Origin of the sequence: Nostoc sp., from assembly GCF_036919895.1 — a bacterium.
Lineage (GTDB): Bacteria > Cyanobacteriota > Cyanobacteriia > Cyanobacteriales > Nostocaceae > Nostoc.
The window spans coordinates 26,787-53,498 of sequence record NZ_JBALBW010000030.1 but is presented as its reverse complement, the minus strand read 5'-3'; the positions used below and the strand labels follow the sequence as shown (position 1 = coordinate 53,498).

Annotated in this window: 21 protein-coding genes; 8 read left to right on the top strand and 13 right to left on the bottom strand. The window is 41.9% G+C overall.

Features of this window, described 5'->3' with window-relative positions; all coding sequences use genetic code 11:
* The first annotated feature begins 262 nt into the window (after positions 1 to 262).
* The 3 genes from ndhC to V7K55_RS05390 are packed head-to-tail and all read left to right on the top strand — an operon-like array spanning position 263 to position 1,876.
* Positions 263 to 625 carry a photosynthetic/respiratory NAD(P)H-quinone oxidoreductase subunit C gene (gene ndhC / locus V7K55_RS05400; protein WP_094333328.1) on the top strand — a complete coding sequence of 121 codons (363 nt, stop codon included), beginning with the start codon at positions 263 to 265 and terminating at the stop codon, positions 623 to 625.
* The gene (gene ndhK / locus V7K55_RS05395) at positions 616 to 1,353 is read left to right on the top strand and encodes a photosynthetic/respiratory NAD(P)H-quinone oxidoreductase subunit K (RefSeq protein ID WP_334828960.1); all 738 of its coding nucleotides are present in this window, start codon (positions 616 to 618) and stop codon (positions 1,351 to 1,353) included. The genes ndhC and ndhK overlap by 10 nt, the downstream gene beginning before the upstream one ends.
* Positions 1,346 to 1,876 (top strand): NAD(P)H-quinone oxidoreductase subunit J, encoded by a 531-nt coding sequence (locus V7K55_RS05390; protein WP_334828958.1) that lies wholly within the window; start codon positions 1,346 to 1,348, stop codon positions 1,874 to 1,876. Before ndhK ends, V7K55_RS05390 begins: the two co-directional genes overlap by 8 nt.
* A gap of 84 nt (positions 1,877 to 1,960) precedes the next feature.
* Here the strand turns inward: V7K55_RS05390 and V7K55_RS05385 are convergent, their stop codons facing one another.
* Positions 1,961 to 2,086 carry a hypothetical protein gene (locus V7K55_RS05385; protein ID WP_334828957.1) on the bottom strand — a complete coding sequence of 42 codons (126 nt, stop codon included), beginning with the start codon at positions 2,084 to 2,086 and terminating at the stop codon, positions 1,961 to 1,963.
* Between the two features lie 248 nt (positions 2,087 to 2,334).
* Between V7K55_RS05385 and V7K55_RS05380 the strand changes: the two genes are divergently transcribed.
* On the top strand, positions 2,335 to 2,664 hold the full coding sequence (locus V7K55_RS05380; protein ID WP_334828956.1) for a hypothetical protein: 330 nt from the start codon (positions 2,335 to 2,337) through the stop codon (positions 2,662 to 2,664).
* A gap of 271 nt (positions 2,665 to 2,935) precedes the next feature.
* Positions 2,936 to 5,452: a filamentous hemagglutinin N-terminal domain-containing protein gene (locus V7K55_RS05375; protein ID WP_442949066.1), complete on the top strand. Its 2,517-nt coding sequence runs from the start codon at positions 2,936 to 2,938 to the stop codon at positions 5,450 to 5,452.
* Between the two features lie 286 nt (positions 5,453 to 5,738).
* Here V7K55_RS05375 and V7K55_RS05370 read toward each other — a convergent pair whose 3' ends face one another.
* Complete coding sequence (locus V7K55_RS05370) at positions 5,739 to 6,770, bottom strand: hypothetical protein (protein ID WP_334828953.1); 1,032 nt, start codon at positions 6,768 to 6,770, stop codon at positions 5,739 to 5,741.
* 162 nt (positions 6,771 to 6,932) lie between these two features.
* On the opposite strand from V7K55_RS05370, the gene moaA reads away from it, so the two are divergent.
* Positions 6,933 to 7,919: a GTP 3',8-cyclase MoaA gene (moaA, locus tag V7K55_RS05365; protein ID WP_334828951.1), complete on the top strand. Its 987-nt coding sequence runs from the start codon at positions 6,933 to 6,935 to the stop codon at positions 7,917 to 7,919.
* A 60-nt stretch (positions 7,920 to 7,979) separates the two neighbouring features.
* Here moaA and rpsD read toward each other — a convergent pair whose 3' ends face one another.
* The gene (gene rpsD / locus V7K55_RS05360) at positions 7,980 to 8,588 is read right to left on the bottom strand and encodes a 30S ribosomal protein S4 (RefSeq protein ID WP_094332004.1); all 609 of its coding nucleotides are present in this window, start codon (positions 8,586 to 8,588) and stop codon (positions 7,980 to 7,982) included.
* 468 nt (positions 8,589 to 9,056) lie between these two features.
* Here rpsD and V7K55_RS05355 point away from each other — a divergent pair, with 468 nt between their 5' ends.
* Positions 9,057 to 9,707, top strand: coding sequence for a hypothetical protein (locus tag V7K55_RS05355; RefSeq protein ID WP_442949065.1), 651 nt, complete (start codon positions 9,057 to 9,059; stop codon positions 9,705 to 9,707).
* Between the two features lie 619 nt (positions 9,708 to 10,326).
* Here V7K55_RS05355 and hetR read toward each other — a convergent pair.
* The 4 genes from hetR to V7K55_RS05335 all read right to left on the bottom strand — a co-directional run bounded on the left by hetR (position 10,327) and on the right by V7K55_RS05335 (position 18,604).
* Positions 10,327 to 11,226 carry a heterocyst differentiation master regulator HetR gene (gene hetR / locus V7K55_RS05350; protein ID WP_094332006.1) on the bottom strand — a complete coding sequence of 300 codons (900 nt, stop codon included), beginning with the start codon at positions 11,224 to 11,226 and terminating at the stop codon, positions 10,327 to 10,329.
* A gap of 1,859 nt (positions 11,227 to 13,085) precedes the next feature.
* The gene (locus V7K55_RS05345; RefSeq protein ID WP_334828946.1) at positions 13,086 to 15,440 is read right to left on the bottom strand and encodes an EamA family transporter; all 2,355 of its coding nucleotides are present in this window, start codon (positions 15,438 to 15,440) and stop codon (positions 13,086 to 13,088) included.
* A gap of 692 nt (positions 15,441 to 16,132) precedes the next feature.
* Positions 16,133 to 17,473, bottom strand: a complete 1,341-nt coding sequence (locus tag V7K55_RS05340; protein ID WP_334828944.1) for an inorganic phosphate transporter — start codon at positions 17,471 to 17,473, stop codon at positions 16,133 to 16,135.
* A gap of 84 nt (positions 17,474 to 17,557) precedes the next feature.
* Complete coding sequence (locus V7K55_RS05335) at positions 17,558 to 18,604, bottom strand: zinc-dependent dehydrogenase (protein ID WP_334828942.1); 1,047 nt, start codon at positions 18,602 to 18,604, stop codon at positions 17,558 to 17,560.
* A gap of 199 nt (positions 18,605 to 18,803) precedes the next feature.
* On the opposite strand from V7K55_RS05335, the gene V7K55_RS05330 reads away from it, so the two are divergent.
* On the top strand, positions 18,804 to 19,310 hold the full coding sequence (locus tag V7K55_RS05330) for a GNAT family N-acetyltransferase (protein WP_334828940.1): 507 nt from the start codon (positions 18,804 to 18,806) through the stop codon (positions 19,308 to 19,310).
* Positions 19,311 to 19,459: 149 nt separating this feature from the next.
* Here the strand turns inward: V7K55_RS05330 and V7K55_RS05325 are convergent, their stop codons facing one another.
* The 6 genes from V7K55_RS05325 to ilvB form a co-directional block, all read right to left on the bottom strand.
* Positions 19,460 to 20,707, bottom strand: coding sequence for a TerD family protein (locus tag V7K55_RS05325; RefSeq protein ID WP_334828938.1), 1,248 nt, complete (start codon positions 20,705 to 20,707; stop codon positions 19,460 to 19,462).
* Between the two features lie 100 nt (positions 20,708 to 20,807).
* Positions 20,808 to 21,380: a TerD family protein gene (locus tag V7K55_RS05320; RefSeq protein ID WP_334828936.1), complete on the bottom strand. Its 573-nt coding sequence runs from the start codon at positions 21,378 to 21,380 to the stop codon at positions 20,808 to 20,810.
* Positions 21,381 to 21,449: 69 nt separating this feature from the next.
* Positions 21,450 to 22,049: a TerD family protein gene (locus tag V7K55_RS05315; RefSeq protein WP_334828933.1), complete on the bottom strand. Its 600-nt coding sequence runs from the start codon at positions 22,047 to 22,049 to the stop codon at positions 21,450 to 21,452.
* A gap of 503 nt (positions 22,050 to 22,552) precedes the next feature.
* Positions 22,553 to 24,016, bottom strand: coding sequence for a D-alanyl-D-alanine carboxypeptidase/D-alanyl-D-alanine endopeptidase (gene dacB / locus V7K55_RS05310; protein WP_334828931.1), 1,464 nt, complete (start codon positions 24,014 to 24,016; stop codon positions 22,553 to 22,555).
* Between the two features lie 77 nt (positions 24,017 to 24,093).
* Positions 24,094 to 24,570 carry a tellurite resistance TerB family protein gene (locus V7K55_RS05305; protein ID WP_334828929.1) on the bottom strand — a complete coding sequence of 159 codons (477 nt, stop codon included), beginning with the start codon at positions 24,568 to 24,570 and terminating at the stop codon, positions 24,094 to 24,096.
* 180 nt (positions 24,571 to 24,750) lie between these two features.
* Complete coding sequence (ilvB, locus tag V7K55_RS05300) at positions 24,751 to 26,640, bottom strand: biosynthetic-type acetolactate synthase large subunit (protein WP_334828927.1); 1,890 nt, start codon at positions 26,638 to 26,640, stop codon at positions 24,751 to 24,753.
* Positions 26,641 to 26,712: the final 72 nt, after the last annotated feature.

Sequence of the window (26,712 nt, the reverse complement as noted above, 5' to 3'; positions counted from 1 at the left end):
AAAGCTAATTAAATACTTGAAGTGTATCTGTTTCCCAGATTTCAGAAAAACCAAACAGATATAATGTAAAAGAAAGTAACGTAATTGAAGGGATTGGGGACTAGGCATTGAGGATTGGGAATTAAAAATCAATAATTTCGTATTAGAGATGAGGGATTATCAATTCAGAAGAATTTCCCAGTCCCCAGTCCCCAATCCCAAATTGCCAGTCCCCAATCCCCAGTCACTACTTAAAATACTCCATAAGCGGTAGATACTCATTGTGTTTGTCCTCAGCGGTTACGAGTACCTTCTAGGCTTCTTCATTATCTGTAGCCTAGTACCTGCCTTAGCGCTCTCAGCTTCCAAGCTCCTACGACCCAGCGGTTACAGTCCAGAACGTCGCACCACCTATGAATCTGGTATGGAACCCATCGGGGGAGCCTGGATTCAGTTCAACATCCGCTACTACATGTTTGCTCTAGTCTTCGTCGTCTTTGATGTGGAGACTGTTTTCTTGTATCCTTGGGCGGTAGCTTTCCACCGTTTGGGGCTATTAGCATTTATTGAAGCGCTAGTCTTTATTGCAATTCTTGTAGTCGCTTTAGTTTACGCATGGCGTAAAGGAGCTTTGGAATGGTCGTGAATTCTAATTTAACAACTCAGGACAAAGAGCGAATCATCAACCCTATTGAGCGGACTACAATCACTCAAGACCTTTCAGAAAACGTCATTTTGACGACGGTTGATGACCTCTATGACTGGGCGCGGCTTTCGAGTCTGTGGCCGTTGCTGTTTGGTACTGCTTGCTGCTTTATTGAGTTTGCAGCTTTAATTGGCTCCCGATTTGACTTTGACCGTTTTGGGCTAATTCCCCGTTCTAGCCCCCGCCAAGCCGATTTGATTATTACGGCAGGGACTATTACGATGAAGATGGCTCCCCAACTGGTGCGTCTTTATGAACAAATGCCAGAGCCGAAATATGTAATTGCGATGGGAGCTTGCACAATTACTGGCGGGATGTTCAGCGTTGATTCCCCTACAGCAGTGCGCGGAGTCGATAAACTGATTCCTGTGGATGTGTATTTGCCTGGTTGTCCTCCTCGTCCCGAAGCAATTATCGACGCAATTATTAAGCTGCGGAAGAAAATCTCCAATGAATCGATGCAAGAGCGGGATAAAATTAAGCAAACCCACCGCTACTACAGCACGACTCATAATTTGAAGCCAGTAGAGGAAATCTTAACTGGTAAGTATTTACAGTCAGAAACTCGCTATGCACCACCGAAGGAATTGGCGGAAGCGATCGGTATGCCAATACCACCTGCACTACTGACAGAAAAGGCGCAAAAGGAGGAACAAATTCGTGGCTGAAGAAGAATCTAAACCAGTACCAGCAGCGAAAGAAGAGTCATTGGTACAAGCGGGTAAAATTTCCCAGTGGTTGACGGAAAATGGTTTTGACCATGAGTTTTTAGCACCAGATAAAAATGGTGTAGAGATAATTAAGGTGGCGGCAGATTTCTTGCTTCCTACCGCTACAGCCCTTTATGCTTATGGGTTTAATTATCTCCAGTTTCAAGGTGGTGTTGACCTTGGGCCAGGACAGGAATTGGTAAGTGTGTATCACTTGACTAAAGTGGGTGATAATAGCGATCGCCCCGAAGAAGTCCGAGTTAAGGTGTTCTTACCACGAGAAAACCCCGTAGTGCCTTCTGTGTATTGGATTTGGAAAACCGCAGATTGGCAAGAGCGCGAATCTTACGATATGTACGGCATTATCTACGAAGGACACCCAAATCTCAAGCGGATTTTGATGCCGGAAGATTGGGTGGGTTGGCCTTTGCGGAAGGATTATATCTCGCCTGATTTCTACGAGTTGCAAGACGCTTATTAAAGAATCCTGAGTTTCATCAGTGATTAACCCCTTTCCGGTGGCGGAGAGGGGTAGTTTTTTGCCATCGCTTCTTTGTAATAACCTTCAGACAAGCGATCGCTCCGCCTCTTGTACTCGACTCATCTGTGGGTACATTGGCGTAACCCGGCGTTTGCGTAGCATCTCGTAGAGAAAGTATCGCTTCTTCCTCAGGTCAGTAGCCAGATTCATGAATGCTTTAAGGAAATCCGGCAAAAATATATGAAGCTTTGTTACGCAATGCGTAATTATAACTAACCAAGCTGAAGTCATAATTATCGGAGTTTGCAAGAGCTTTAGAAATTTAATGCTTTCGCGCCACTCTAGACTCTGTATCCTTGATTCGTTCGTTGCCAAATTGTACTAATCAAACTCACGTTAATTTAGTACATCACAAGATAAGTTTATACATTTACCAGTCTGCAAGAAGAGCAAAATTTATGGAATCTCCAATAGTACAGTCAACAGTCTTAGACGATCGCACATTACAGGAGTTAAAAAACGAAATTAAGCAGGAAATGCAAAATATAGTGAGTAACTCTAACTTGAGAAATGTACTCGAAAAATACGGTATACCAGCACAAGATGTTCTTAAACTTGAGTGTACACTCGACCTAAACCACCTTCAATCTAATGACGTTGGTGTACATGAGCAAACCAAGAGCTTTCTGCAAGCATTTCCAGACCTAAAATTGCATAAATTGTGCATGGTATTGCGTAAGCCTTGCCCGTATGACAACAATCCTGATGGTTGCTGGTCAGACTGCTAAGGCATCAAGCGGGGGCAACGCATTGTGTCAATAAAAACATCAAAATCTCAACAATTTTACCAATATCCTATTAATCTCTACTTATTGATAAAGATTTAGGCATAGAAGCTTTGCAATTACAACTTGCCCATCGGATGAGATAAACCTCTTATCAACTCTATACTAGCGATCGGGGAAATCTGAATTGCAAAGCTGGTAACTTTTCTTAGCTTGCCCCACGTTTTTTCTTATTTCATATCCGGTGTAAATTGATTAAGGTGCAAATTCTATGATGTATCAGAGCCGAAGCGGTTGGTACTGGAAATTAAAGCTAGTAAGTGTTTTAGCATTTACTGGAGCAATTACTTTTTCTGGAAGATGTGCTTTGTCTCAAATTACACCGGATCGCACCTTGGGATCTGAAAATTCAGTTGTTACACCCAAATCGATCGATAGCATCCCTACCGACCAGATCGATGGTGGAGCAACTCGCGGTACGAACCTTTTCCACAGCTTTGAACAGTTTTCTGTTCGCACTGGAAGCGCAGCTTATTTCAATAACGCCGCAAATATTGAGAACATTATTACCCGCGTAACAGGTAAATCTATTTCAAATATTGATGGAATCCTTAAAGCTAATAATCAAGCTAATCTGTTTTTGATTAATCCTAACGGGATTATTTTCGGGCCCAATGCTTCCTTAAACATCAATGGTTCATTTGTAGCAAGTACCGCGAGTAGTCTGAATTTTGCTAATGGTACTAAATTTAGTGCCACAGATCCCAGAACCATACCTCTGCTAACAGTAAGTGTTCCCACTGGTTTACAATTCGGAGCAAATGGGGGTTTCATCCGCAATGAATCCCAAGCTAGTCCAAATCAAGCAACCAATCGCTTAAAAGCTCCCGTTGGTCTACAAGTGCAGCCAGGTAAAACATTGGCACTTGTAGGCGGTGATATAACTTTGGCGGGTGGAAATTTAACGGCAAAAGGGGGACGAATTGAGCTAGGAAGCGTTGCTGGCAATAGTCTAGTCGGTCTCAAGCCAAAAAACCAAGGTTGGGTTTTAGGTTATGAAGGTGTTCAAAATTTTCAGAACATTCAACTAATACAGCGAACTGCTAACGGATCTAGAAAGCCATCTCAGGTAGATGTTAGTGGTGAAGGTAGTGGCGATATCCAAGTACAGGGTAGGCGCATTCTGTTAAATGGTTTTTCACAGATTTTAGCTAATACCTTGGGTTCCCAATCGGGAGGAAATTTAACGCTCACTAGCTCAGAGTCCGTGGAATTAATTGGCCCTGGTACACCGTTGACGGCTGTGACTTTTGGTGCGGGAGACGCTGGAGACTTAACGATTACAACAGGGAAGTTGATTGTCAGGAATGGAGCACAAGTGCGAAATGGATCGCAAGTCGGAAATGGAGCGAAAGTAGGGAATGGACTACAAGGCTTGGGTTCAGGAGGAAAATTAACCGTAAACGCCTCAGATTCTGTAGACTTGATCGGTGGTTTCTCCTTTGGGAGTAATTTTTTCTTCAGTGGATTGTTTAGCGCAACTTCCGATGTTGGAAATGCTGACGATATAACGATCAACACTGGGAAGTTACGTATCCAGGGTGGCGCAAGAGTAACAACAGAGTCTTCAGGAACGTTATCATCATCAGATCCTAACAAATATTTCCCAGCTACAGGAAAAGGAGGAAATTTGACTGTAAACGCCTCCAAATCTGTAGAAATAACTGGAATTTCACCTAATGGTACTACACCCAGCGGCTTGTTTGCTTTGACTAACGGCCCTGGGGATGCAGGGAAAGTGACAATAAATACAAATACATTAATTATCCGGGATGGGGCTACAATAACTGTGAGTAGCGAACTTCCAGAACTTTCACAGGGTGTAATCTATCAGGGGAATGTAAGCAATTTAGGAGCAGCAGGCGAACTAAATGTAAATGCTCGGTCTATATTTTTAGACAATAAAGGAATACTCACATCTAATAGTGAATCAGGTAAAGGCGGAAATATTTCGCTACAGGTGCGAGATTTATTACTGATGCTCCGCAATAGTCAAATATCCACTAATGCAGGGGGTGATGGAGATGGCGGCAACATCACCATCAAAGTACCTAATGGCTTCCTTATCGCCACTCTCTTCGGAAATAACGATATCACCGCCAATGCCTTCTCTGGCTCTGGTGGTAAGATTGCAATCACCACTAGAAATATCTTTGGTTTTGTGCCCCGCACCCGTGCAGACGTAGAGAGACTTGACCCAACAGGTGAAATCAACCCAAAGAACCTGCGAACAAGTGACATTACAGCGTTTTCTCAGCAAAACCCTTCATTAAATGGCACAGTCCAAATCAACTCACCAGATGCTGACCCCAGCAAAGGATTAGTGGAATTGCCTGAAAATCTAGTTGATGCTTCCCAGCAAATTGCTGCTGGTTGTAGTTCTGGTGGAAAAATAGCCAGTAGTTCATTTATTAGCACTGGGCGTGGAGGACTAGTAGCCGATCCCACCCAGCCATTGATAGCTGATGATGCGGTGCTGGCAGATTGGATAGCACTACAGCCAGAGAGTAAGAATCGTGTTGGCGGTATTCAGAAAAAAGCGGTTCTTCAGGCGCAGCGAAACACAGAAGAAAAGTCACAGAAGGTTGATTCTGTGAACGAACCTACTCAAATTGTAGAAGCCCAAGGATGGGTTACAGATGCCAATGGTAATGTGGTTTTAGTTGCTCAAGTACCCACTGCATCGCCTCATAACTCCTCGCTTACAGCTACATCTTGCGCTGCTCATTAGAATTTGAGATAAGTTAAACAGTCTCTGAATTAACCTTCAATTCCCGTAACCTTGCAGTAATTGCGATCGCAATTACTGTCCCGAACTTTTGATTTCATTGCCAGTAGCCTTATATAAGGTCATAATTTTAGAATTTGAGTGGGATAACCAAAAAGCTAGTCTAAATCCCAATAAGCACCGCATCAGCTTTGAAGTAGCTAAGACAGTCTTCAACGCCAGTGAGGGGAAGTTGGAGTAATAATACTCCTAACTCCTGTAGAGAAGCTATTAATCGCGTCTCTATGCTCTAACTCGTCTCCTGAATTTGCAGACGTACAGTGTGTTCAGTCGTACCACTAAGTTGCAATTCCATGATTTCACCACCTAGAGGTTCCAAGCAAGTGAGGAGCGATCGCAAGTTGGGTGTACTTGCGCCAGTATCTACATATAATCGATCTGCTAAATTCCCGATCCGTTTCCAAGTCATGTAGAGTTTAGCGATCGTTTGTTCAATCTGCGATGCTTGATTTACCAAATCAGCAGCAATGCTCAAACAGCCGACTCTTTGCGCTTCTTCTAAGGCTGTTTCAATATCAACATTTTCCTGTGTCAGCGCCTGAACTTGAGCCGCCCCTTTGAGATATTTTGCTAAGTTACGCGCCTCGCTAGTTACCTGTTTCAGAGTATCCACATCAGGATTAGCAGCAATTTCCTTCTGGATAAACTTTTGGTGCGATTCTGGCAGTTTTTCCATTTCCTTCACCAATGGGGCAATGTAGCGCGGTGGAAGAGTGTTATCTGCTGCTTTTTCTCTGACTGATTCAGGTAATAAATCTGAGGACATGGCTGTCCATTCATCGCTGAGTTGACGCACTTCGCGTCTGGTGATGCGATCGCCTTTTTGGGCCGCTTCGCTCACCATTTGTTGCACTTCTGGCGATGCTTTGGAGGTTTCAACAAAAGCCCGTTTACTGAAGTTGTTTACAGAAGCTGGATCGAGTTTACCGTCTTCGATGAGAGTATCAGCACTATTCGCCAGTTGAATCCAGGCATAAGCTTGACTTTTGCTGATTTCCCGCTCTTTTAGCCATCGCAAAAAGCCAGTACCGCGTCCGTCACCACCTACTTTTTCTCTGTCGCGGATCGCCCGTAAAATTCGCCCCCGCCAGATTTCAGTTTGCAAATCAAAGCGATCGCATACCTGCCAAGCTATTTCTAGCTGCTGTTGAAAATCTGACTCTAGAATCTGTTCATCTTCTGGATCGGGCAGTTCAAAGCTGATATCTGCTGGCTGTAGTAAAGCAGCAGCAAGGTCGTTGATGGAGTCGGTGTCTTGCACGATTGATGACTAACTAGTGGATGCGATCGGCTTATTATGCCACAATCTGTGGTCTCATACTTAAGGGGGAGTACGGTATTTTGAGTTACAACAAAGATAGTAGGAAGGGGTAAACCACCTTTGTAAAGTCTTTAATTAATCAGAGACAATAAAAATAAAACGATGAACCAGGTAGATTACCTCCGAATTAGCTTAATCGATCGCTGCAATTTTCGTTGTCAATACTGTATGCCAGAGGGAGTAGAACTGGACTATATTCTCAAGCAACAGCTATTAACTGATGAGGAACTGCTTACCTTAATTCAAGAGGTATTTATTCCAGTCGGCTTTACCCGATTTCGTTTGACTGGGGGTGAACCCTTATTGCGTCCGAGGGTGGTAAATTTGGTCAGCGCGATCACATCTTTTCCCCAAACTCAAGATATTTCAATGACCACCAACGGTTTTTTGCTGGCTCCGATGGCACAAAACCTCTACAATGCTGGTCTGCGAAGAATTAATATTAGTCTGGACTCTCTCGATCCTGACATTTTTGACCAAATTATAGGTAATCAAGGACGTTCTCGTTGGCAACAAGTTTGGCAGGGCATTCAAGCAGCCCATCAGGTGGGATTCGACCCCCTGAAGCTGAATGTGGTGGTGATTCCTGGCGTTAATGACCACGAAGTTCTAGATTTAGCCGCCCTAACAATTGATAAACAGTGGCATGTTCGATTTATTGAATTTATGCCCATTGGTAATGTAGATTTATTTGGCGATCGCGGTTGGATATCTTCAGCCGATTTACGGCAACAAATCCGCGATCGCTGGGGCTTGACAGAATCACAAGTTCGTGGTGCTGGCCCGGCTGATGTCTTTCAAATTCCTGGTGCGAAGGGGACACTAGGATTTATCAGTCAAATGTCGGAATGTTTTTGCGATCGTTGTAACCGGATGCGCCTGAGTGCTGATGGCTGGCTGCGTCCTTGTTTATTGAATGAAACTGGCCAAATAGATTTAAAAACTGCTTTGCGTTCTGGTACTAGCACGGCTCAATTACAAGAGCAGGTGAGGCATTTACTCCAAATCAAGCCAGAAATTAACTTTAAAGGGCGTGATTCTGGCATTATCGGTACATATACTCGCACTATGTCACAAATTGGTGGTTAGTCATTGGTCATTTGTCCCTTGCAAATAACTAAGGACAAATGACTTAAGAACAAATGACTATTAGGCTTGTCGTGAGTAGTATTCCACCACAAGTAGTTCATTAACTTGTAGTGCCACCCATTCGCGCTCAATAACACTGTTGACTTTACCAACCAACTTAGCTTTGTCAAACTCCAAATGACTGGGGAGGTTGGCCAAACCGGGATATTGCAAGTTAGCTTCCACCAACTTCCGTGATTGTGCGCGATCCCTGACTGCAATTACTTCACCAGGACGGCATTGGTAGCTGGCAATATTCACTACACGACCGTTAACAGTTACGTGACCGTGATTTACCAGTTGACGTGCTGCTGGGATAGTTGGGGCTATACCCAAGCGGAAAACGGTATTATCTAAACGCATTTCTAGCAATTGCAGCAACACTTGTCCGGTAGAACCAGTAACACGTCTGGCTTTACGCACATAGCGGAGCAATTGTTTTTCAGTCAAACCGTAGTTGAAGCGGAGCTTTTGCTTTTCTTCTAAACGGATGGCATACTCAGAACGTTTTTTACGGTTCTGACCATGCATACCAGGTGGGTAAGCGCGTCTAGCGCTTTTACGAGTTAATCCTGGTAGGTCGCCTAAGCGACGGACAATTCTGAGGCGGGGCCCTCTATATCGGGACATGAGTTTCCTTAATCTAATCCTGTTTAAACTTTACCGAAACATTCCATTTTGACACTCCCCTAATTTTTAATCAGGGGATTCTTGGTTTTTTGAAGCTGCTTACCGAGGTAAGACGTATCTCACCAAGGTAGACGCATCGATTTTTGCGCCAGTTGCTTTTAATCGGTAAACCCGACAAACTAGCCTCCAAGCCTGAATTCCGACCTGTCACGCCGTACTCCTGCCCATAAGTTTTTTGTGTTTATTTAGTTTCGTAGGCTACTCAATCATCAGATTGGTTTACGCAGTATTCTTACTCTGAAATACTTTTTGCGTTGCTTACTTATCTTTCAAACAGTTATATTAACACAATTTCCGGCATAATTAATTATGTCTATACCTTGCTGACGCTGAAATTCTTGAATTACAGAGGATTTTTAAAATATTTGAGTTAGCATAACCTTGGGTGTTTGGAGAATGGCAATGTTAATGAGCAATAAAGCGGTTAATAGAGGTAAGAACAAACAAGCCAGTTCCACCTCCAGAAGTTTAATAGTACCAGTTTTGGCTATAGCTGGATGGTTGACAACGATATTACCTAATCCAGCGATCGCTGCTTCCTACAGCAATGATTATAGTGTCTGTGCAGGTCGCCTTTTGAGCGTAGGTGTAACAGCACAAGGGGCATCACAAGGTTGTGCAGCAGCACTGCGTCCAAGGGATTTGGCTGCTTGTGTGGTTAAAATCAAGAAGGAAACCCAAATTGCCGCGACAGATGCACTTTATTCTTGTGGCAAGGCCCGGCGACCTGAAGAGTTAGCTACCTGTGTAGTTGGCGTGAGCTTAAGTACTAAGGAAGAAGCTGATCCGGCAGTTTTAGATTACTGTGGACGTAGTTTGTTACCCGTGCGTTTTGGGCAGTGTGTGGTTGGCTTGCGTAGTCAAATCGATTTCCCCCCTGCTCAGGCGTTAGATACTTGTATCAGTGCTGGTGATAGTATTATTGGCGCTTCATCTTCGTCTGCACCGCCGATCATAATTCCTGCGGGATCGAGTCCAAGTACTGACACCATACCATTTCCAACACAACCGACTATTCCAACGCAACCGATTGTTCCAACACAACCCGGCACTAATTAAATTTCAGTGCTTTGTAATGGATTGAGAATACAGGTTAATTAATAGGGTGGGCATCAAAACGCCCACCCTATTAGTCTTTCAAGTTTTAATTTATGGATAAGCAAGTTCGTAAGGTATAGGAATCATATTTGATTTTTGAAAAAATATAAGTAAGCCGTAACGCACCTGACTCCTTTTGGTGCGTTAGCGTCAGCGTAACGCACCCTACGCATATTTCAAAAATCAAATACTAGTCCTATATAAGGAATTAATCCTCAAAACTAGTGGTCTATGTCATTAGTTTTGAGGGTTAAGAGAACGAACCGCAAAGCGCACAAAGAGCGCCAAGTTAAGAGGTAATAAAAGAAATTTAAAATACTAATTCACATATCATATTTAATGCGATAGACTACTATGACTTAAATAAAATATCTATATAAAATCCGCTATAATTGCCTTCTGCTTGCAAAGTATGCAAACTAGAAACTTGCAAGACAAAAGTCACAAGTAGTTTTGTGACTTTTGTACTACTAATACAGTATTACAATGTAAATAGACCGACCATCCCTCTACTTTCAAGCAAGGGACAAAAGAGGTGAAAAGCTTATAAAGTAAGCTTTTTGAGTTGTGCGTAGCGCTACTAGTCTTCTCTTTCACCAAAAGCCGTCTGTAAAACCACTGCAATACCACCGTCTTGATGATATTTATCTGCCCAAGCCCGGATAACTTCATCCAATTCTTCCATAGCTTGCTCCATTTTTTCTGGCAGGATATCAAGTTCTTCCAGTAAACGCATGGCATTTCGTCGCCGTTCTGCCCAATTTTTCATCATGCGGAAGTACCGAGCGGTATCTTCTACCATGATGTAAGTGCGTTCTTGATCGTCTGCTGGAGCATAAAAAGGACGGGTAAGTGCATAGAAGGGCATTCCCCAAGGAGAATCTATGCGTGTTACCGTGCCTGAGTAGAGTAAACGGCGCTTGATATGCTCGCCCAAAGCTTCACTCAAAGGCATTTGGTGTTCGGTTGGCAAGTCTTCTTGCGATCGCCTATGCAAAAACTCGATCAAATCCAGAAACTCAAAAGAGCTAACTAACTGGGCATCTGGTAAGTTACTTGGCAGTTTCTGCTCAATTTGTCTTTTCTCTTCACTTGTCAGACTCGTACCTGGTACGCGCGATCGCCCTGGTTGCCAAGGATACTTTTCTAGCCAGACGTAAGGCAATTGAATCAAATATCGAGGTTCTTGAGAACCCAACATTTTTAACAGTTTGCCTTCTGTTAACGCCTGTCTGACTTCTTCTACAATAATTTTTACGCGTTTTGGCTCTAGGTGGTGCAGATGCCCTGTCATTCGCAGGTTTTGCCCCTGCTCTAGATAGGTCATATAAATTGCACACTTTGCTGCTGTTGCGGCTGCGTCTAAAAATGCCCCATGCCTGTGCCCACTCGTCCGCATGGCACTAAAAGCCAGATAAAGCATGATCTGATCCATCGCACTGGGGTCAAGACGTTTGATCAGATCTATGTCGTTACTCATATTACAGACAATTGAATAGCACGTTTACAAAGTTTTTAATCGAGTGAGAATAGGTAGTATACACCTGGCTGAAAGCGATTTTTTCACTTCAGACTATATTAGTATGCGATAACCATAAAACTGGTGGTAGCCCAAACTACCATTCTCGCATATTTTCTAGTACACAAGCAGATTCAGTTGTTGTTACTATAACTGTCTCTGCATCTGCCTGGAAAATTACAGATATTATCAAGTCCAGTTTGATGGCGGTTTACTTCCCAAAAGTTAACTGTGTTGCAAATAATCTACAAAGTTTCTAACTTCTCTGGTACTATTCTCATCTTTCAAGAGCAAGAACGTCAAGCTGCTTACACCTAATTATGGCACTATACCGACTCGGAGTAAAAACTAGTTTGCGCGGTTCATCTGGGGTATTTGTTACTCAAAAAAGATGGTTTTTATTCAGCTTTGGTGAATTATTTGTAGTACACAGGTGGCTGGAGATCCTTGGGAGTAATCTCAAAAGAAACCGCTTACTAGGTGTAGCAACATTCAGAGGTTGAGCCAAACGGCTCGTTGGGAACTATCATTTTGTTCATAACCTCCTGTGATGTCTCGGCAGTCTCAGCCGTTGGCTTGAGGGAAGATAGTAGACATCAAGTAGAGCAATTAATTCCAATTTCAAAATACCTATTCTTCTTTCAAATATCGTCTTTTATCATACCATCATTTTTTGGTTTTGGAATAAAAATATGTATTTTAAAGTTTATAAATAATTGAAATTTAAATATTTTATATTATGACTAAATCAAGGTTTGATGATATTTCTATTTTGACTCTTAAACCTAAGTCTGATTTATCTTTTATGTTGATAATTTGACACAGAAAGCTGCGATTAGTTCAGACTGAACCGCATAGCTATCATGCTTTTTCGCTTGTGTTAATAAACTAGAAATTAGTGACTAGGTATATATAATAAAACATATCGCATTCCGTCTGATGATTATTTAGAGGTTGTTTTGCAATGAAATTATATTTCTTTCATGAAAAAATTTTAAATTTTCATGATTTAACTAATTCATTGGCTACTTTAAAGTATATTTTTACATTGCTGTTTTATATACTTGAGAGACTAGAATTGCATAGATAGTTTGTTGCTGAAAAAGGATGAGAATTTGCCGCAGGCTACGAAATAAGCGTCTTTCTCTAAGGATCTGGGCGATACCTACGGTGGGCTACGCCTACGCAGACTAAGTTGACTAGTATACAAAGGCATTAATAAAGATACCATTTCGCCAACCTCAAGAACATAAAAATGAGGGTTTTGGAATTTTGCGTTACCCGCAGGGGTTTTCGTAGAATAAAAATACAAGGTGTTTCATGAGCGATCGCTCCATATATTCACATACCTTAAAAAACGGGTTACTCTAAACTCTTCTACTACTTCTTTATCTCTTAGTTCCAAAATGTGCTGCAATGGTCTTAACTCCTTGCAAATTTCCTTTTTGAGCAAGTACTCGGACTCAATTGCTTGAGTCAGCACTACTCATACTGGTTATATATACGTGTTTTCCCTATCTGTATCAGGCTAAATCCCCAAAAATATATTACAAGTCATCAACTATAGCGGTTCTCAATCCTAAGCCGAGTCGGAGAGAGGTTAAAGTGTATTGCACCTAAATGAGCGATCGCTATATTTATCTGCACTTATACAACAGCCCTAAATTATCCTTGAAAACTAAAGATCCCCGATTTCTTTTATAAGTCGGGGATCTTTGATGTAGAGAAGTTCCAAGCAGGTATATTAGCGTCAGGATTGATGCTGAGAGCGATAGAACGTAAACTAGCACCCACACACCTAAACTGATTGAACTTGCCATTTAATTCGTGTTACTGGAGGATTTAGCCTGATTTCGCATGGTTTCCAGGCTGAAAGCAGCCGCGCCAAAGGTTACTAACAACACTCCCAAAATTTGCACAATATCTAAATTTTCTTGAATGATTAACCCAGCGAAAATCACGGTTAAAACTGGGATGCTACCACCGATAATCGCCGATCGCGAAGCACCTAATTTACTGATACCAACATTGTTTAGTAGATAGCCGGCAAGAGTCAGTACACCCAAGATAAATGCGCTCAAAACCAGTTCTAGCATCTTAGATTGGTCAAAAACTATCAAGTTCCAATTGCTTGGTAAAGGTAGCATTAAGCAAATAAAGCTCAACACCAACATGGTAGCGAAGTTAATTAAGGTAAAAGTCACAGGATGCAGTTTGCTAGCACATACCCGTGTCAGAATTATGTAGGCAGCAAAAGCTACGCCCGAAAGAATGGCGGTGCTGCTTCCCATTGAACTATTACCTATACTGGTGCTGGGAGAACCTCCTAAAACCAACAATTCGCCACAGCAAATGGCGGCGATCGCAGCGAAGCGGAATGTGGTGGGGCGATCGTGGAATAGAAACCACGACAATAACCCACTAACCATTGGATAGATAAAGAACAGTGCGATCGCCATTCCAGTTGTGACTTGAGCGATCGCAATGTAGATTAGCACCTGAGACAAAAACAAAAAGCACCCACTCACAACTGACAACAGCAAAATCCGCTTGGTAGCTGTATTAGCAGCTGTGGGATTTCCTCGCACTGAAGCAGCCAAGTTTTCTAAATCTTGCCATAGTGTTGGATGCAACATGGGAGATAGCAGTACCATCAGTGGTACTACTACCATAAACCGGAGCGTCAAAATTAACAGAGTATTGCCCAAAGTCGGCGGTAGCAAGCGTTCTACATCTACTACTCCAAAAATCTGGGAACCTTCATGGAAAATTATCTTAATGGCTATGTTGTAAAGCGACGATACCACTGCCGATAAGACAATCAACAAGAAACCGATTTGCAACTGCGAAAAGCCGGAGGAATTAGGCGATCGCGATTCTGGGGGTTTTGCTTCCGGCTGCGGCTCTAGCGCAGTAGAAGGTGGTGATTCGGGTTTGCTCTGCGAAACCCTGCGGATAACAGAAGTTGGTTCAGCAGCGTTTCTCCGTCGTAAAGGTTGAGGTTGTATTACTCTCGGTTGTGGCACAGATCCAATAGGAGGCTCTGACGTAGTTTCGGTTTCTGACGAATCCTTATTGAGGACAGAAATGGGTTCAGTAGCGTTTTCCTGTGGTGGTGGAACTACGGCAGCAGTAGGCTCTGATGTCGTTTCTCTTTCCGATAAGTCTTTGATAGGGACAGAAATCTGGTTCGCAGCATTTTCTCTAACAACGGGAGACTCTGATGTTGTTTCTCTTTCCGACAAGTCTTTGCTAGGGACAGAAATCGGGTTCGCAGCGCTTTCTCTAACAATGGGAGGCTCTGATGTTATTTCTCTTTCCAACAAGTCTTTGATGGAAAGAGAAATTGGGTTCGCGGTGTTTTCTCTAACAACGGGAGGCTCTAATCTAGTTTCTCTTTCTTCTAAAAATTGATTCGGGATCGCGGAAATTGGCTCAGAGGAATTTCTTACTACTTCGCTAAAGGTTGGCAGAGATGTCTCAGAAGAATTGTTTTTTTCTGGCTCAGTAAACTGTAAAACAGTAGGCGTACCTGCTGCTGGTTTGCGTGAAGTTTCTTCTATAGTTTTTTCTAGTTCTCCATGCAGGCGGTTAACAAACTCCGTCAAAATCGTTTCCCCTTGCTGCTGCTGGCTATACATGCGTGACAACTGTTGGGAAAGATTACTTTGATAGTTTTTTAGCTCCTGTTGTAGCGAGTTAAAAGTAACAGTAACGGTGTCATCCAGGCTGTCAAACATGTGTTCGACTTTTTCATTGATTTCACCTACTACATTTACTACGTTGCTGCTCACTTCAGCGGACTTTAGCGCAGCTTGTTCGTAAGACTTACCCTCTATGCTTTGGTTAGCTAAAGTTGCCAAAGAGGATTGCAGTTGTGAAGATATGTGCTTTGCCAGAACTTCTGCCAGTTGACGAATTAAGACTTGCTGCTCAGTGATTTGGCGCACTTGTTGTAAATGCTCTTTTTCCTCTACCAAGCTTTGAATCTCATCAGATAACCGATTTTTTTCTGACTGAAGGCGCTTTACATCTTCCTGCAATGCTCTAAGGACATTCTGCTGAAGATTTTCTAAGTCTTCAACTACAGCCCAAAGAGCATTTTCTGCTGCTCTAGATAGCTCGCCTCTGACTCTTGGGTTTTGGTTTTCTGGTTGCTTCTCGAATCGCCCCATTAGCTTCTAACCTCTAACACCTTGACGATAAAGCTGCTTCCGGTACGCTTTATTGGCGCTCATCCTAATTTCCTGTATTTTGTCAGATAAATTAAAAATTTTAACAGCACTTCCGCATTTCAACGTAATTCTGTCATACTGAACACAACTTAGCAAAGCATCAAATTGCCCTACTACTTAATCCTCTGTGTTTTTTTCAGCATTGATTAAGTATCTAGCCATTCGATTTTGGACTTTCCTGCGGAACGCTACGCAAACAACTTCCCTCAATCGAACGATTTTGGATTGTCGTCGCTATGGCTGTAAGTAGCTTGAAATGACACCTTTTTTGTTTTTGCTCGGTTTAATTTACATTAATTATTTGCCAATGAGATTTTTACTTTATAAATCTCACTCCAAATAAATAATTTATTGTTTTGTTACCATGCAGATGCGTGGCTTAGGCGGAAAGTTATCTGACTTGCGAAATTAGCTGTAAATTTCTGTGGAATGTAACTTGTGTGACAGTTTATATCTCTAAATGGAGATTAAAGTATCTTTCTGTGGAAATTCAAAGTTACGCTATCCCCTGCACAACATTCTAATAGAATGAGCAGCAGTTCTGCAAAAACATGCTTTTTTGGCATTGTTGCAGTCTAGGTTGTACTTTGAGTAGATTTAGTAAACAAAACTTAGAAAAATATTAATAATTCTTAGCGGAATAAAATTTGGGCGATGCTAAAGATGGCAGCGCTAAGTAAAGCACTCATAGGGATTGTAATTAGCCATGCGGCGGCAATGCTTTTTAGTGTTTGAAACTTTATCGACTTGATATTTTGCACTAGTCCAATACCAACTACACCGCCGACGAGAGCGTGGGAAGTGGAGACAGGTAAACCTAGCCGCGAGGCGATGAGGATGGTAGTAGCAGTAGCAAGTTCGGCACAAAATCCACTACTAGGTTGCAAGGCAATAATGTTTTCGCCAATAGTGGCGATGACTTTTTTACCCCAGACAGCTAAACCACCAACAATACCAGCACCACCAAGGATTAAAATCCAAAGGGGGATAGTTATACCATCCATAGGTACGCTACCAGTGCGATTGATGTAGACGATCGCAGCTAAAGGAGCGATCGCATTTCCTAAATCATTGGAACCGTGAGCAAAGGCGACAAAGCAAGCACTTAGCAGTTGGAATCGTCCGAATAATCTTTCTACGGGATTGGGGAAGGTGGGGCCCTCTCTGGGGATAAGGGGTAATGGGGATTGGGGATTGGGGACTGGGGACTGGAGAGTGAGAAGTAGTTCTCCCTTATCCTCCTTGTCTCCCGTCTCTTCTAATTGTCGCCAACTAATGATTGTGAGTCCAACTGCTGCTACTGCACCCATTAACAGTGGGATGTCGTAAGGAGGGATCGTAAAACCAACTTTGTCATTGAGCAAGTTGGTTAGCGGTTCAGTTAGCGATGGTAATACAATTACGCCGAATACACCTAGCAGCGCAGTACTCAACCAGGGAATCCATTCTTGTAACTGCACTAATTGATTGGGTTGATCCAAAATCCAGTGCTTGATTAGACTATAAAATAAAGCAGCGATCGCACCACTAATTAACGGCGTTAAAACCCAGCCAATGCTAATTAAGCCAATTGATGCCCAATCAATTGCACCTACTCCCAAAGCTACCCAACTAAATCCAGCGATCGCACCAACAACGGCATGAGAAGATGAAACTGGTAAACCTCGTGATGTGGCAATTTGCAACCACACGCCACAAGAAATTAGCACCGTTACCATCCCAATAACAAATATTTGGGGTGTAGCTGCGAATAAAGCGGGATTGGCAATTTTCGTTGCGAGAGTTTCCGTTACCTCATGCCCAAACAATACAGCACCCGTAAACTCTAATACACCAGCAATAATTAATGCCTGTTTGAGAGTAACAGCTTTGGAACCTACAGAGGTTCCCATCGCATTAGCAACATCGTTTGCTCCCAAATTCCAAGCGACGTAGAAAGCTAGTAGAGCGACGAAAAGTATGGTAATAAGCATTTTGTTTGGGCTAATGGAAAGATGAGGAAACAAGACATGAGGACATGGAGAATAATTTCCCTGTACCCCCATGTCTAAGTTATTTTACGGATAAATTAGGATTTTGTAAGTATCCGGTGTGGGTGCGATCGCTTGCTCAACAGCTGCTGATAAATCTTTTAATGGATAGCGATCGCTAATCAACGCTTGCACATCAATTCGCTGATTAAATACAATATCGGCTGATAAATTCTGAAGCCGATAAGATGAGCTATAACTACCGATCAAGTCAATTTCTCGACGGTAGAGAATATTGGGGTTGATGGGAATTTCCACCTCATCAGGGAATTCGGCGAAAAATAAGATTTTACCGCCTTTGCGGGTACAATCAAGTGCTTGAAAAAAAGCTTTCTCACTAGGAACAGCTAGTAGGGTGACATCAACACCTAGTCCACCAGTTAAGGCATGAATTTTTGCTGGTAAATCCGCATCACGGGCATCAAAAGCCGCTTCTGCACCGACACTTAAGGCTTTATCAACTCTAGAGGGTAGTAAATCGGTAGCGATCGCTTTTGCTCCAAAATACTTTACCAACATGATAAACATTAACCCAATCGGCCCTGCACCAGTAACTAATACAGTTTGTCCTGGAGTAATTTGGGCTTTTTTCACAGCTTTCAAGCAGCAGTTAGTCGGTTCGACAAAACTCGCTTCTTCAAAACTGATGCGATCGGGGATGGGAATCAACCCACCGTTTTCCACAATATGTCCTGGAACCTTGACATAATCAGCAAAACCGCCGCCACTGGCGTTAAAGCCTGCGGTAGTGGAGATGTTTTTGTAGACATCGCACATAGAGAAATTATCATTTAGACAGTAGGCGCAACGCATACAAGGGATGTGGTGCATCACCGCTACCCGTTGTCCAACTTGCCAACCTTTGACATTATTACCTAACGCTGCGATCGTGCCGGCAGTTTCATGTCCAAAAATGCGCGGTGGTTCGTATAGTGGATAACGAATTTTCTTAATATCTGACTGACACAACCCCACAACCCGCACCTGTACCAGTACTTCATCTGGTTCTAGGGTTGGAACTGGGATATCTTCGTAAGACAGTTGATTAACGCCTCTAAATACCTGTGCTTTCACGTTGGTTTTTCCCGCTCAACGATACTAGATGTAACATTAGTCGTCAACGTTAAGCTATCAGGTTTAAGATTTCTGTGTTTTAGTACTAACTATCCAAGCGGCGCTACCACTTCTCATAAGATACAAGGGTGTGTTACGGCTTCCGTAAGGCTGTATTATTTTTGAATATTTTCTCAAAATTTTCTCCGAACCGATAGCAATGACTATTCGCCATGCGACTGAAACTGACTTACCTGCAATTGTGGCAATTTATAATGCTGCAATTCCTAGCCGCATAGCAACTGCTGATTTAGAGCCAATATCTGTGGAGAGTCGCCTTCCTTGGTTTCAGGCGCGATCGCCTTCACAACGTCCACTTTGGGTAATCGAAGTAGAGGAAGTAATTGCTGGATGGCTTAGTTTCCAATCCTTTTATGGGCGGCCTGCCTATAATACGACTGCCGAAATTAGTATTTATATAGCCCCTCAATTTCATCGCTGTGGTTTGGCACGACAACTATTAGCACAAGCAATTAGCGAAAGCCCTGGTTTAGGTTTAAATACCCTATTATGTTTCATTTTTGCCCACAATCAGCCCAGTTTAAACCTTTTTGAAACATTCGGTTTTCAACCTTGGGGACATTTACCTAAAGTTGCCAAAATTGATAACGTTGAACGGGATTTAGTCATTATGGGACTTAGAATTATTGACACTCCTACAGCTTGAAGTTCTGGGAGTGCAAGGTTTCAGCGATCTATTGATTGACATCCCTGACAACGGACTTTGGGAGGTCTACTCAAGTCTATACGTTGCCAAATAGGGACTTTGAGCTTGCGATTTGGTTTGGTTCAATTCAGGCGATCGGAAAGAGATATTTATTTAGATCCAGCAGTCCAATTAATACCAAATCTATAGTTTTTACTAGCTTCTTCATGCCCTAAAAAGTATTTTTCTTCCTTGGTGATGATAACCTGTGATTTGATGGTTTTAATCATCGCGGCAGCACAGAAACGTCGATTATTATCTGGGTTATTGAGTTCCAGGAATACTTCTTCGCCGTTGCTTATTTTGAAAAATATACGCCCCTGCACTGATTTAAAGTCGCGTGTCCCCTGGTATATCAAGGCAAAGAACATGACCCGTTTAATCAAATCGGGTCTAAAAATGTAAATATTTTCGCCATTAGCCGCTGCTCCAGTACGGTCATCTTTATCAAGAAAAATATATGGTGAAGAATTTTTCGAGCCAAAGCTGTTTCCCAAAGGTTGAATAACTCCTTTTTGACCATCAACCATCTCATACATACACCCTAAGTCAAGGTCTGATGCTTTGTTACCACCAAGTATGTTTTTAAATAATCCACCAATATTGCTTTTCTGCCGATTCCAGTTAAGGTTGACATGAATAATCAGTTGCGTAGAATCGCTCGACTTATTGAGGTCGATATTGTGTGAATCACCACTTTTTTTAAGTTGAATAGTCATATTGTTCTGGTTTTTATGGCTATCTTCAGGAATGGTTAATTTAGGATATTCTTTCTTTTCTTCCTGTTTAGTTTCTCTAATATATTTATCTACAAAACTTTGCAGCCCGGAACTATAGCCTTCTCCTACTGCTTGAAACCTCCATTCATTTTCCTTTTTATACAAACGTCCAAATTCTAAAGATGTCTCTTGAGAAAAAGCCTCTCTTAAGTTATACCGAGCCAGATAATTTTTACTTTCGTAATTGTAAATCTTGATAAACGCATTTTTTATTTGGCTAAAGTTTTGGGTTTTTTCTTGTCCTTCATGAATAGTTACAACAAAAACTATCTCCTGAATAGCTGGATTGACTTTTGCCAAATCAACATAAATTGTCTCATCATCTCCATTCCCTTCTCCAGTTCTATTATCTCCAGAGTGTTTTAAGGAACCATCGATTGATTGCAAATTATTATAGAAAATAAAATATTTTTCATCTGGTATTTTACCATTTGCGTCTAACATAAATACGGAAGCATCAATATCATAACTTTGTCCGGCTTGATTTATTTGCCAACCCAAGCCAATAGCTACTTTATTTAAATTAGGAGCTTCTTTAGAAAGATTAAATCTGCCACCTTTGCTTAATTCAATTTCCATTTTATATACATCCTGTAAATTTATTTTTGTTGATTAATTTATAAAAAAAAGGAGGTATTCATTACTGTTACCTCCTTTTTATTACCTTTTGAGATTGCTACTAAGCAGCATATCGATCTACAAAACTTTGAAGCCCTGATTTATAACCAGCCCCGACAGCTTGGAATCTCCATTCCCCATCTTTTCGATAAAGCTTACCAAATTCAATTGCAGTTTCTGTGGAAGCCTCTTCATCTAATTCATACTTAGCAATTTGTTTTTCTGTGGCGTTGTCATAAATTCTAATAAATGAGTTTCTGACTTGTCCAAAGTTTTGCTTTCTTTGCTCTGCTTCATGGATGGTGGCGACAAAAACTATTTCTTGAATTGAAGCGTCAACTTTGCTCAAATCAATTTGAATTGTTTCATCATCTCCTATACCCTCTCCTGTTCTGCTATCTCCTTCATGTTTTACAGAACCATCTGGTGATTGTGAGTTGTTATAGAATACAAAGTATTTTTCATTAGGAATTTTCCCATTAGCACCTAACATAAATATAGAAGCATCAAGGTCAAAAACTGTACCTGTATCTGTAACGTTGACATCCCATCCTAAACCAATTCCAGCATTTTTCATGCTTGGTGCTTCTTTTGAAAGATTAATTCTTTCGCCTTTACTTAAGTTAATTGACATAATGACTCCCTATTTTTACAAAACGAATTTTATGCAGAGTGTTATTGAGTCGAGTAACTCAATAAGTAGTTAGGCATAGACTTTCATAAGTCCTTGTAAACCATTAACATTAATGCCGTTACCAATAGCTGCCATTTTCCACTCGTTATTGTGATTGTAAATTTCAGCCATAATCATCCCAGTCATTCCTTTGTATTCAGAACCGGATAAATTATACTTGGCAACTTCTTGATTGTTAGATGTATTTACGAGTCGCACAAAGGCATTTTGTACCTGTGCAAATTCTTGTTTACGAGCTATGCAGTCGTAAATATTAACCGTAAAAACTAGTTTTACAATCTCTTTTGGTAGTTGAGTTAAATCTACAATAATCTGCTCGTCATCACCTGTTCCTGCACCTGTAATATTATCACCCAAATGGGTAATAGCTCCTGATTTATGGGATAAGTTTCTAAAGTAAACAACGTTAGCTATATCTGTTATTTTGCCCTTTTGATCTAAACAGATTACTGAGGCATCCAAGTCACAGTCTTGAGTATTACTGAAAGCCCCAAAGAAACCAGCAGAACGTTTGGCTATATCCCAGCCTAGTCCACACATCAGCTTTGTTAGCCCAGGAGCTTCTTTAGAAAGTGAGATATGTTGCCCTTTTTGTAGGTTGATTCCCATGTGATTATCTTAAATATATTCAGATTGCTAATATTTTCAGGTATTTGATTTTCTAGCTGTTTGTATCAGCGCTCATTGAGAGTTTTTCTAGCTTTTGAACTTTGTTCATTTTTACTACTTTTGGTGCAATCAGGTTGATATCAACAATCATGATGCATTAAAGCAAGTAATACCAAATAAAGCTACCAATTTTTAGTAATTGTGTAATCTCGGTTATCTGTCATGGTTAACTAATGAGTTTATCTACTTCAAGTTGAGTAATAACACATCACATAATTGAAGACATATCATATTTGTTATGCGCTCTATCGTAGTCACATTTAAAAGCAGTGTAATCAGGAAAAATACGTAATCTCAAAAACTCTGGTATTTATGCGAAAGATTTTTTGTTAAGTAGTAGTAATATAATTGTTGTTATAAAGCAGACTGCAACTGCGCTAAACTAGCGAACATTATAAATAAGCAAATGTAGAGACACAATATTTTGTATCTCCAAACATTTCTTAACAACGCTGCAATTGCGTTAATAACACAACAATCTCATCAATAGCTTGGCGCACAACAGTTGCAGGCTGCTCTGATTGATTCACAATAATACTAAAAACTAACGGCTCATATTTAGGGGCATTCATATATCCAGATAGAGAAACAACACCCGTTAACGTACCCGTTTTTGCTTGGACAATCCCCTCAGCAGATGTGTTTTGAAAGCGGTTTTTCAAAGTTCCACTTTTACCGGCCATAGGTAAAGATGCCCGATATATATATGCTGCCGGTGTTCTTGCCATTCCTCGCAAAGTTTGTACAAAAGCTTCTGGTGTCACTAAGTCCCGACGTGATAAACCCGAACCATCGACTAAAATATAATTTGTTGGATCAACTCCCAATCGAGTTAAATTTGCTTTGACAACTTCTAAACCGACATCAGTGCTAGTCTTAGTTTTAACTCTGGGTTTTTCCCCAGCTAATGCTCTCAGTAGTGCCTCAGCATAAAGATTATTACTATTCTGAAGAGTTTCCATTAATAATTCAGATAAAGGTGGCGACTCTACAAAAGCTATTTCTTCTTGATGAACACCACCAGTTACGACTAATGTTTGCCCCAAAGCAATTTTTTCTGTTGCCAAAGCTGCACGGAAGCGCCGTAAGAAGTAATAATTAGGGTCAACTACAGGCAAATCTATTAAAGAAGGTTCAGAATTCGTTGTCAGTTGTCCTTGAATTCGTAATGCTGTTCCTGATAATTCGCGGGTAACGTTGACGTAGATTGGTTGATTTTGGGCAACCGTTACTGACTGATTAATTATCCGCCACTGTTTTGCCTCGCCAGGATCGATCCACACCACTTGTAAAGATTTACCTACAGCCTGCGGTACAAGTTTTAAACTAAAAATATTTTGATTTAGAATAAAGCTACTGACTGGTGCGCCATAGTCTGACTGCACATCTTCCCATTGCCAGGTGGGGTTAACAATATCACCTTGAATATAACTATCATCAGCTATCAATCGCTGAATTTGAGTAATACCCTTCTGTTTTAGCTGCTGTGCTAATGTTTGCAGTTGAGTATCACTAAAACTGGGATCTCCCCTACCGACAACACTTAAAATACCATTGCCGTTCTGATAAATAGAGGTGCGAATCCGAAAATTAGCACCCAATTGCTGCAATGCAGCTGCTGTTGTCAGCAACTTGAGGTTAGATGCGGGAATAAAATATTTCTGAGCATCCCGACTATAAAGAGTTGATCCCGTTGACAGAGGTTGTACCAAAATTCCCCAGCGCACCCGACTAAATAAAGGACGATTGATTACAGCATCTATAGCTGTTCCCAATTGGGTAGAGCAAATTGATTTTGTGGTAGTTGTTGGTGCAAATGGGGTTTGTGCTTTAGCTGCTGGCTGGGTAACACCAATTTGAGTACCCAGAAACAGCAGCATTAAGCCAAGAGAAATTTTTCTAGTCATCACATAGTTAGTAAAACTACTTGATGATAATACCTTTGTGTGGCATCTTTTTAACGTCAGTTCGATCAGAGGAAATCTTATTCCTCTTCATCTTCCTCTTCCTCTTCCTCTTCTTCTTCCCCGAACACTCCGTCTATAAGTTCTTGTGCTCGCTCGTCTGAAATCTTTAAGGCTTCCTGAAGCTCAGAGATATAATCTTGCTCACTTTCAGGTACTTCTTCGTCAATCCCCACCACTAAGATAGCTGCGATATATGCAGCTTCCCGATAACCTCTATTGGGCAAGGATTCGATGGACTGGGCGATTAAATCTTCTGAATCTTCTTCTTCAATCAAGTTGACGACTTTTTCGGTCAATTCTTCAAAGTCTTCGTCAGAATAATCTTCAAATAAGCCAACCCGACTGAGAAATTCACTTAAAGCATATTCTTCTGTTGAAGAAATACCTTCACCATCAGCAGCTGCGGAAAAGAGTCCAAGGATTGCGATCGCAACTTCTGGTTCTAGAGCAACTGAACTAACACTACGTCCTTTGGGCAATTTGCGTTGAGACATAATTATCCTGTAAAATTACGTGATATTTCAGGAAGCAATACCTTGTGGTTTCTGATGCTTCCTAAAATTTAGGATTCCCAAAAGAATGCAGAAAAATACATTGATATGAATATTTCTTCATGAAAAATACGCAGAGAGATATCCCTCTGCGTATAAAAACAGTTTAATTCTCAAAAAGTGTTACAACTTTGTCCCACACTCAGCACAGAAGTTGTGGGTAGGTGCATTTTTGGCGTTGCAGTTGCTACAATACACTGGTTCTGATGCGGCTTTTGGCACTTGTTTCTGTAAGCCAACCATTTGAGCGTTGCTCTTGCCAGGGACTACCATTGGATAGCAGTTTTCGTCTCTGGTGACGTGGATATTTAAGATAGCTGGCCCTTTGTGTGCCAGCATTTCGGCGATCGCATTTTTCAATTCACTGCGATCGCTGATTATCATGCCTTTTATGCCGTAAGCTTTTGCCAATAACTCTACGTCTGGCATCCCTACCTCCATATTTGAGCATGAATAACGCTCACCGTAGAAGGCTTGCTGCCACTGGCGCACCATTCCTTGCCAGCCGTTATTGATAATTATTGTCTTGACATTTATCTCATACTGTGCAAGGGTTCCTAATTCCTGCAAACACATTTGGAAACTGGCATCGCCACTGATACAAATCACTTCCTCATCAGGAAACGCTACTTTAGCGCCCATTGCCGCAGGTAAGCCAAAACCCATCGTCCCTAGACCAGCGCTAGAAATCCAGCGCCTTGGGCCGTTCTTGAGGAATTGTGCTGCCCACATTTGATGTTGTCCGACATCTGTAGTGTAGAAAGCATGGGGTGCTTGGCTACTGACTTCTACAATTACTTCTTGGGGCGAAATGCTGTCGGGATGGTGCGGCACTATTAGAGGATATTCTTCGCGCCAACGGTTTACTAAATTTAACCACTCTTGGTTTTGATTAGGTGTCGCTGCAACGCCTGTTTCTTGGCAGCGACGCAACAAGTCTACTAATACGTTCCGCACATCGCCGACGATGGGCACTTCAGGAACGCGGTTTTTGCCGACTTCTGCCGGATCGATGTCTATATGAATTACTTTAGCGCGGGAGGCAAATTCGTCTAACTTGCCTGTAACGCGATCGTCAAATCTAGCGCCGACGCAAATTAACAAGTCACAATCACTAACGGCGAAGTTAGCGTAAGCAGTGCCGTGCATCCCCAACATTCCCAAAGCTAAGGGATGATGTTCGTCAAATGCACCGATCCCCATTAAGGTTGTAGTGACAGGGATGTTGAATAATTCAGCTAGTTCTTTGATTTCTTCATGGGCACCAGATGCGATCGCGCCACCACCGACATACAATAGCGGCCGGCGACTTTCAGTAATCAATTGAATGGCGGCGTTGATTTGTCGAGGATTTCCCTTCACCGTGGGACGATAACCGCGTAATTTTACTGAACCTGGTTTTACAGGTATATAGTCAAATTCTTCTAAAGCAACATCCTTGGGGACATCAATCAAAACTGGCCCAGGCCGCCCAGTACTAGCGATGTGGAACGCTTCGGCGACAATTCGCGCCATATCTTTGGGGTCACGCACTACATAAGAGTGCTTGACAATGGGTAGTGTAATCCCGTAAATATCGGTTTCCTGAAAGGCATCTGTCCCAATGGACGGACGCGCTACCTGCCCTGTAACCACAATCATCGGGATTGAATCCATGTAAGCGGTAGCGATTCCCGTCACCAAGTTAGTTGCTCCTGGGCCAGAAGTACCAAAGCATACTCCTACCTTCCCAGTAGCACGGGCGTAACCGTCTGCGGCGTGGGCTGCGCCTTGTTCGTGTCTCACTAGAATGTGCTTAATAACACCAGTTGCTTCTACCTTATACAGGTCGTCGTAAATTGGGAGAATTGCCCCACCAGGATAACCAAAAATGTAATCAACGCCGTGGCGATGAAGGCTGTCAATTAGGGCAAAACCGCCAGATGCACGTTTGGGCAAGACTGGCGGGCTAGAAGCACGAGACTGTTTGTGATTCTCAGTTTGTGGGAAACTAATTTGGGAAAGCGATCGCACGGTCAAACCTCAGACTATAGCTAAAGTTAATGCTGAATTTCTGTAGTTGAGATTTCATTTTAATTGAAAACT

Coding starts and splice junctions, on each gene's coding strand:
- ndhK (WP_334828960.1), top strand. CDS start 616: ATGGTCGTGAATTCTAATTTAACAACTCAGGACAAAGAGCGAATCATC.
- dacB (WP_334828931.1), bottom strand. CDS start 24,016: ATGACTAGAAAAATTTCTCTTGGCTTAATGCTGCTGTTTCTGGGTACT.
- moaA (WP_334828951.1), top strand. CDS start 6,933: ATGAACCAGGTAGATTACCTCCGAATTAGCTTAATCGATCGCTGCAAT.
- V7K55_RS05305 (WP_334828929.1), bottom strand. CDS start 24,570: ATGTCTCAACGCAAATTGCCCAAAGGACGTAGTGTTAGTTCAGTTGCT.
- rpsD (WP_094332004.1), bottom strand. CDS start 8,588: ATGTCCCGATATAGAGGGCCCCGCCTCAGAATTGTCCGTCGCTTAGGC.
- V7K55_RS05325 (WP_334828938.1), bottom strand. CDS start 20,707: ATGGAAATTGAATTAAGCAAAGGTGGCAGATTTAATCTTTCTAAAGAA.
- V7K55_RS05375 (WP_442949066.1), top strand. CDS start 2,936: ATGTATCAGAGCCGAAGCGGTTGGTACTGGAAATTAAAGCTAGTAAGT.
- hetR (WP_094332006.1), bottom strand. CDS start 11,226: ATGAGTAACGACATAGATCTGATCAAACGTCTTGACCCCAGTGCGATG.
- V7K55_RS05345 (WP_334828946.1), bottom strand. CDS start 15,440: ATGGGGCGATTCGAGAAGCAACCAGAAAACCAAAACCCAAGAGTCAGA.
- V7K55_RS05385 (WP_334828957.1), bottom strand. CDS start 2,086: ATGAATCTGGCTACTGACCTGAGGAAGAAGCGATACTTTCTCTACGAG.
- V7K55_RS05355 (WP_442949065.1), top strand. CDS start 9,057: ATGAGCAATAAAGCGGTTAATAGAGGTAAGAACAAACAAGCCAGTTCC.
- V7K55_RS05340 (WP_334828944.1), bottom strand. CDS start 17,473: ATGCTTATTACCATACTTTTCGTCGCTCTACTAGCTTTCTACGTCGCT.
- V7K55_RS05320 (WP_334828936.1), bottom strand. CDS start 21,380: ATGTCAATTAACTTAAGTAAAGGCGAAAGAATTAATCTTTCAAAAGAA.
- V7K55_RS05380 (WP_334828956.1), top strand. CDS start 2,335: ATGGAATCTCCAATAGTACAGTCAACAGTCTTAGACGATCGCACATTA.
- V7K55_RS05315 (WP_334828933.1), bottom strand. CDS start 22,049: ATGGGAATCAACCTACAAAAAGGGCAACATATCTCACTTTCTAAAGAA.
- V7K55_RS05330 (WP_334828940.1), top strand. CDS start 18,804: ATGACTATTCGCCATGCGACTGAAACTGACTTACCTGCAATTGTGGCA.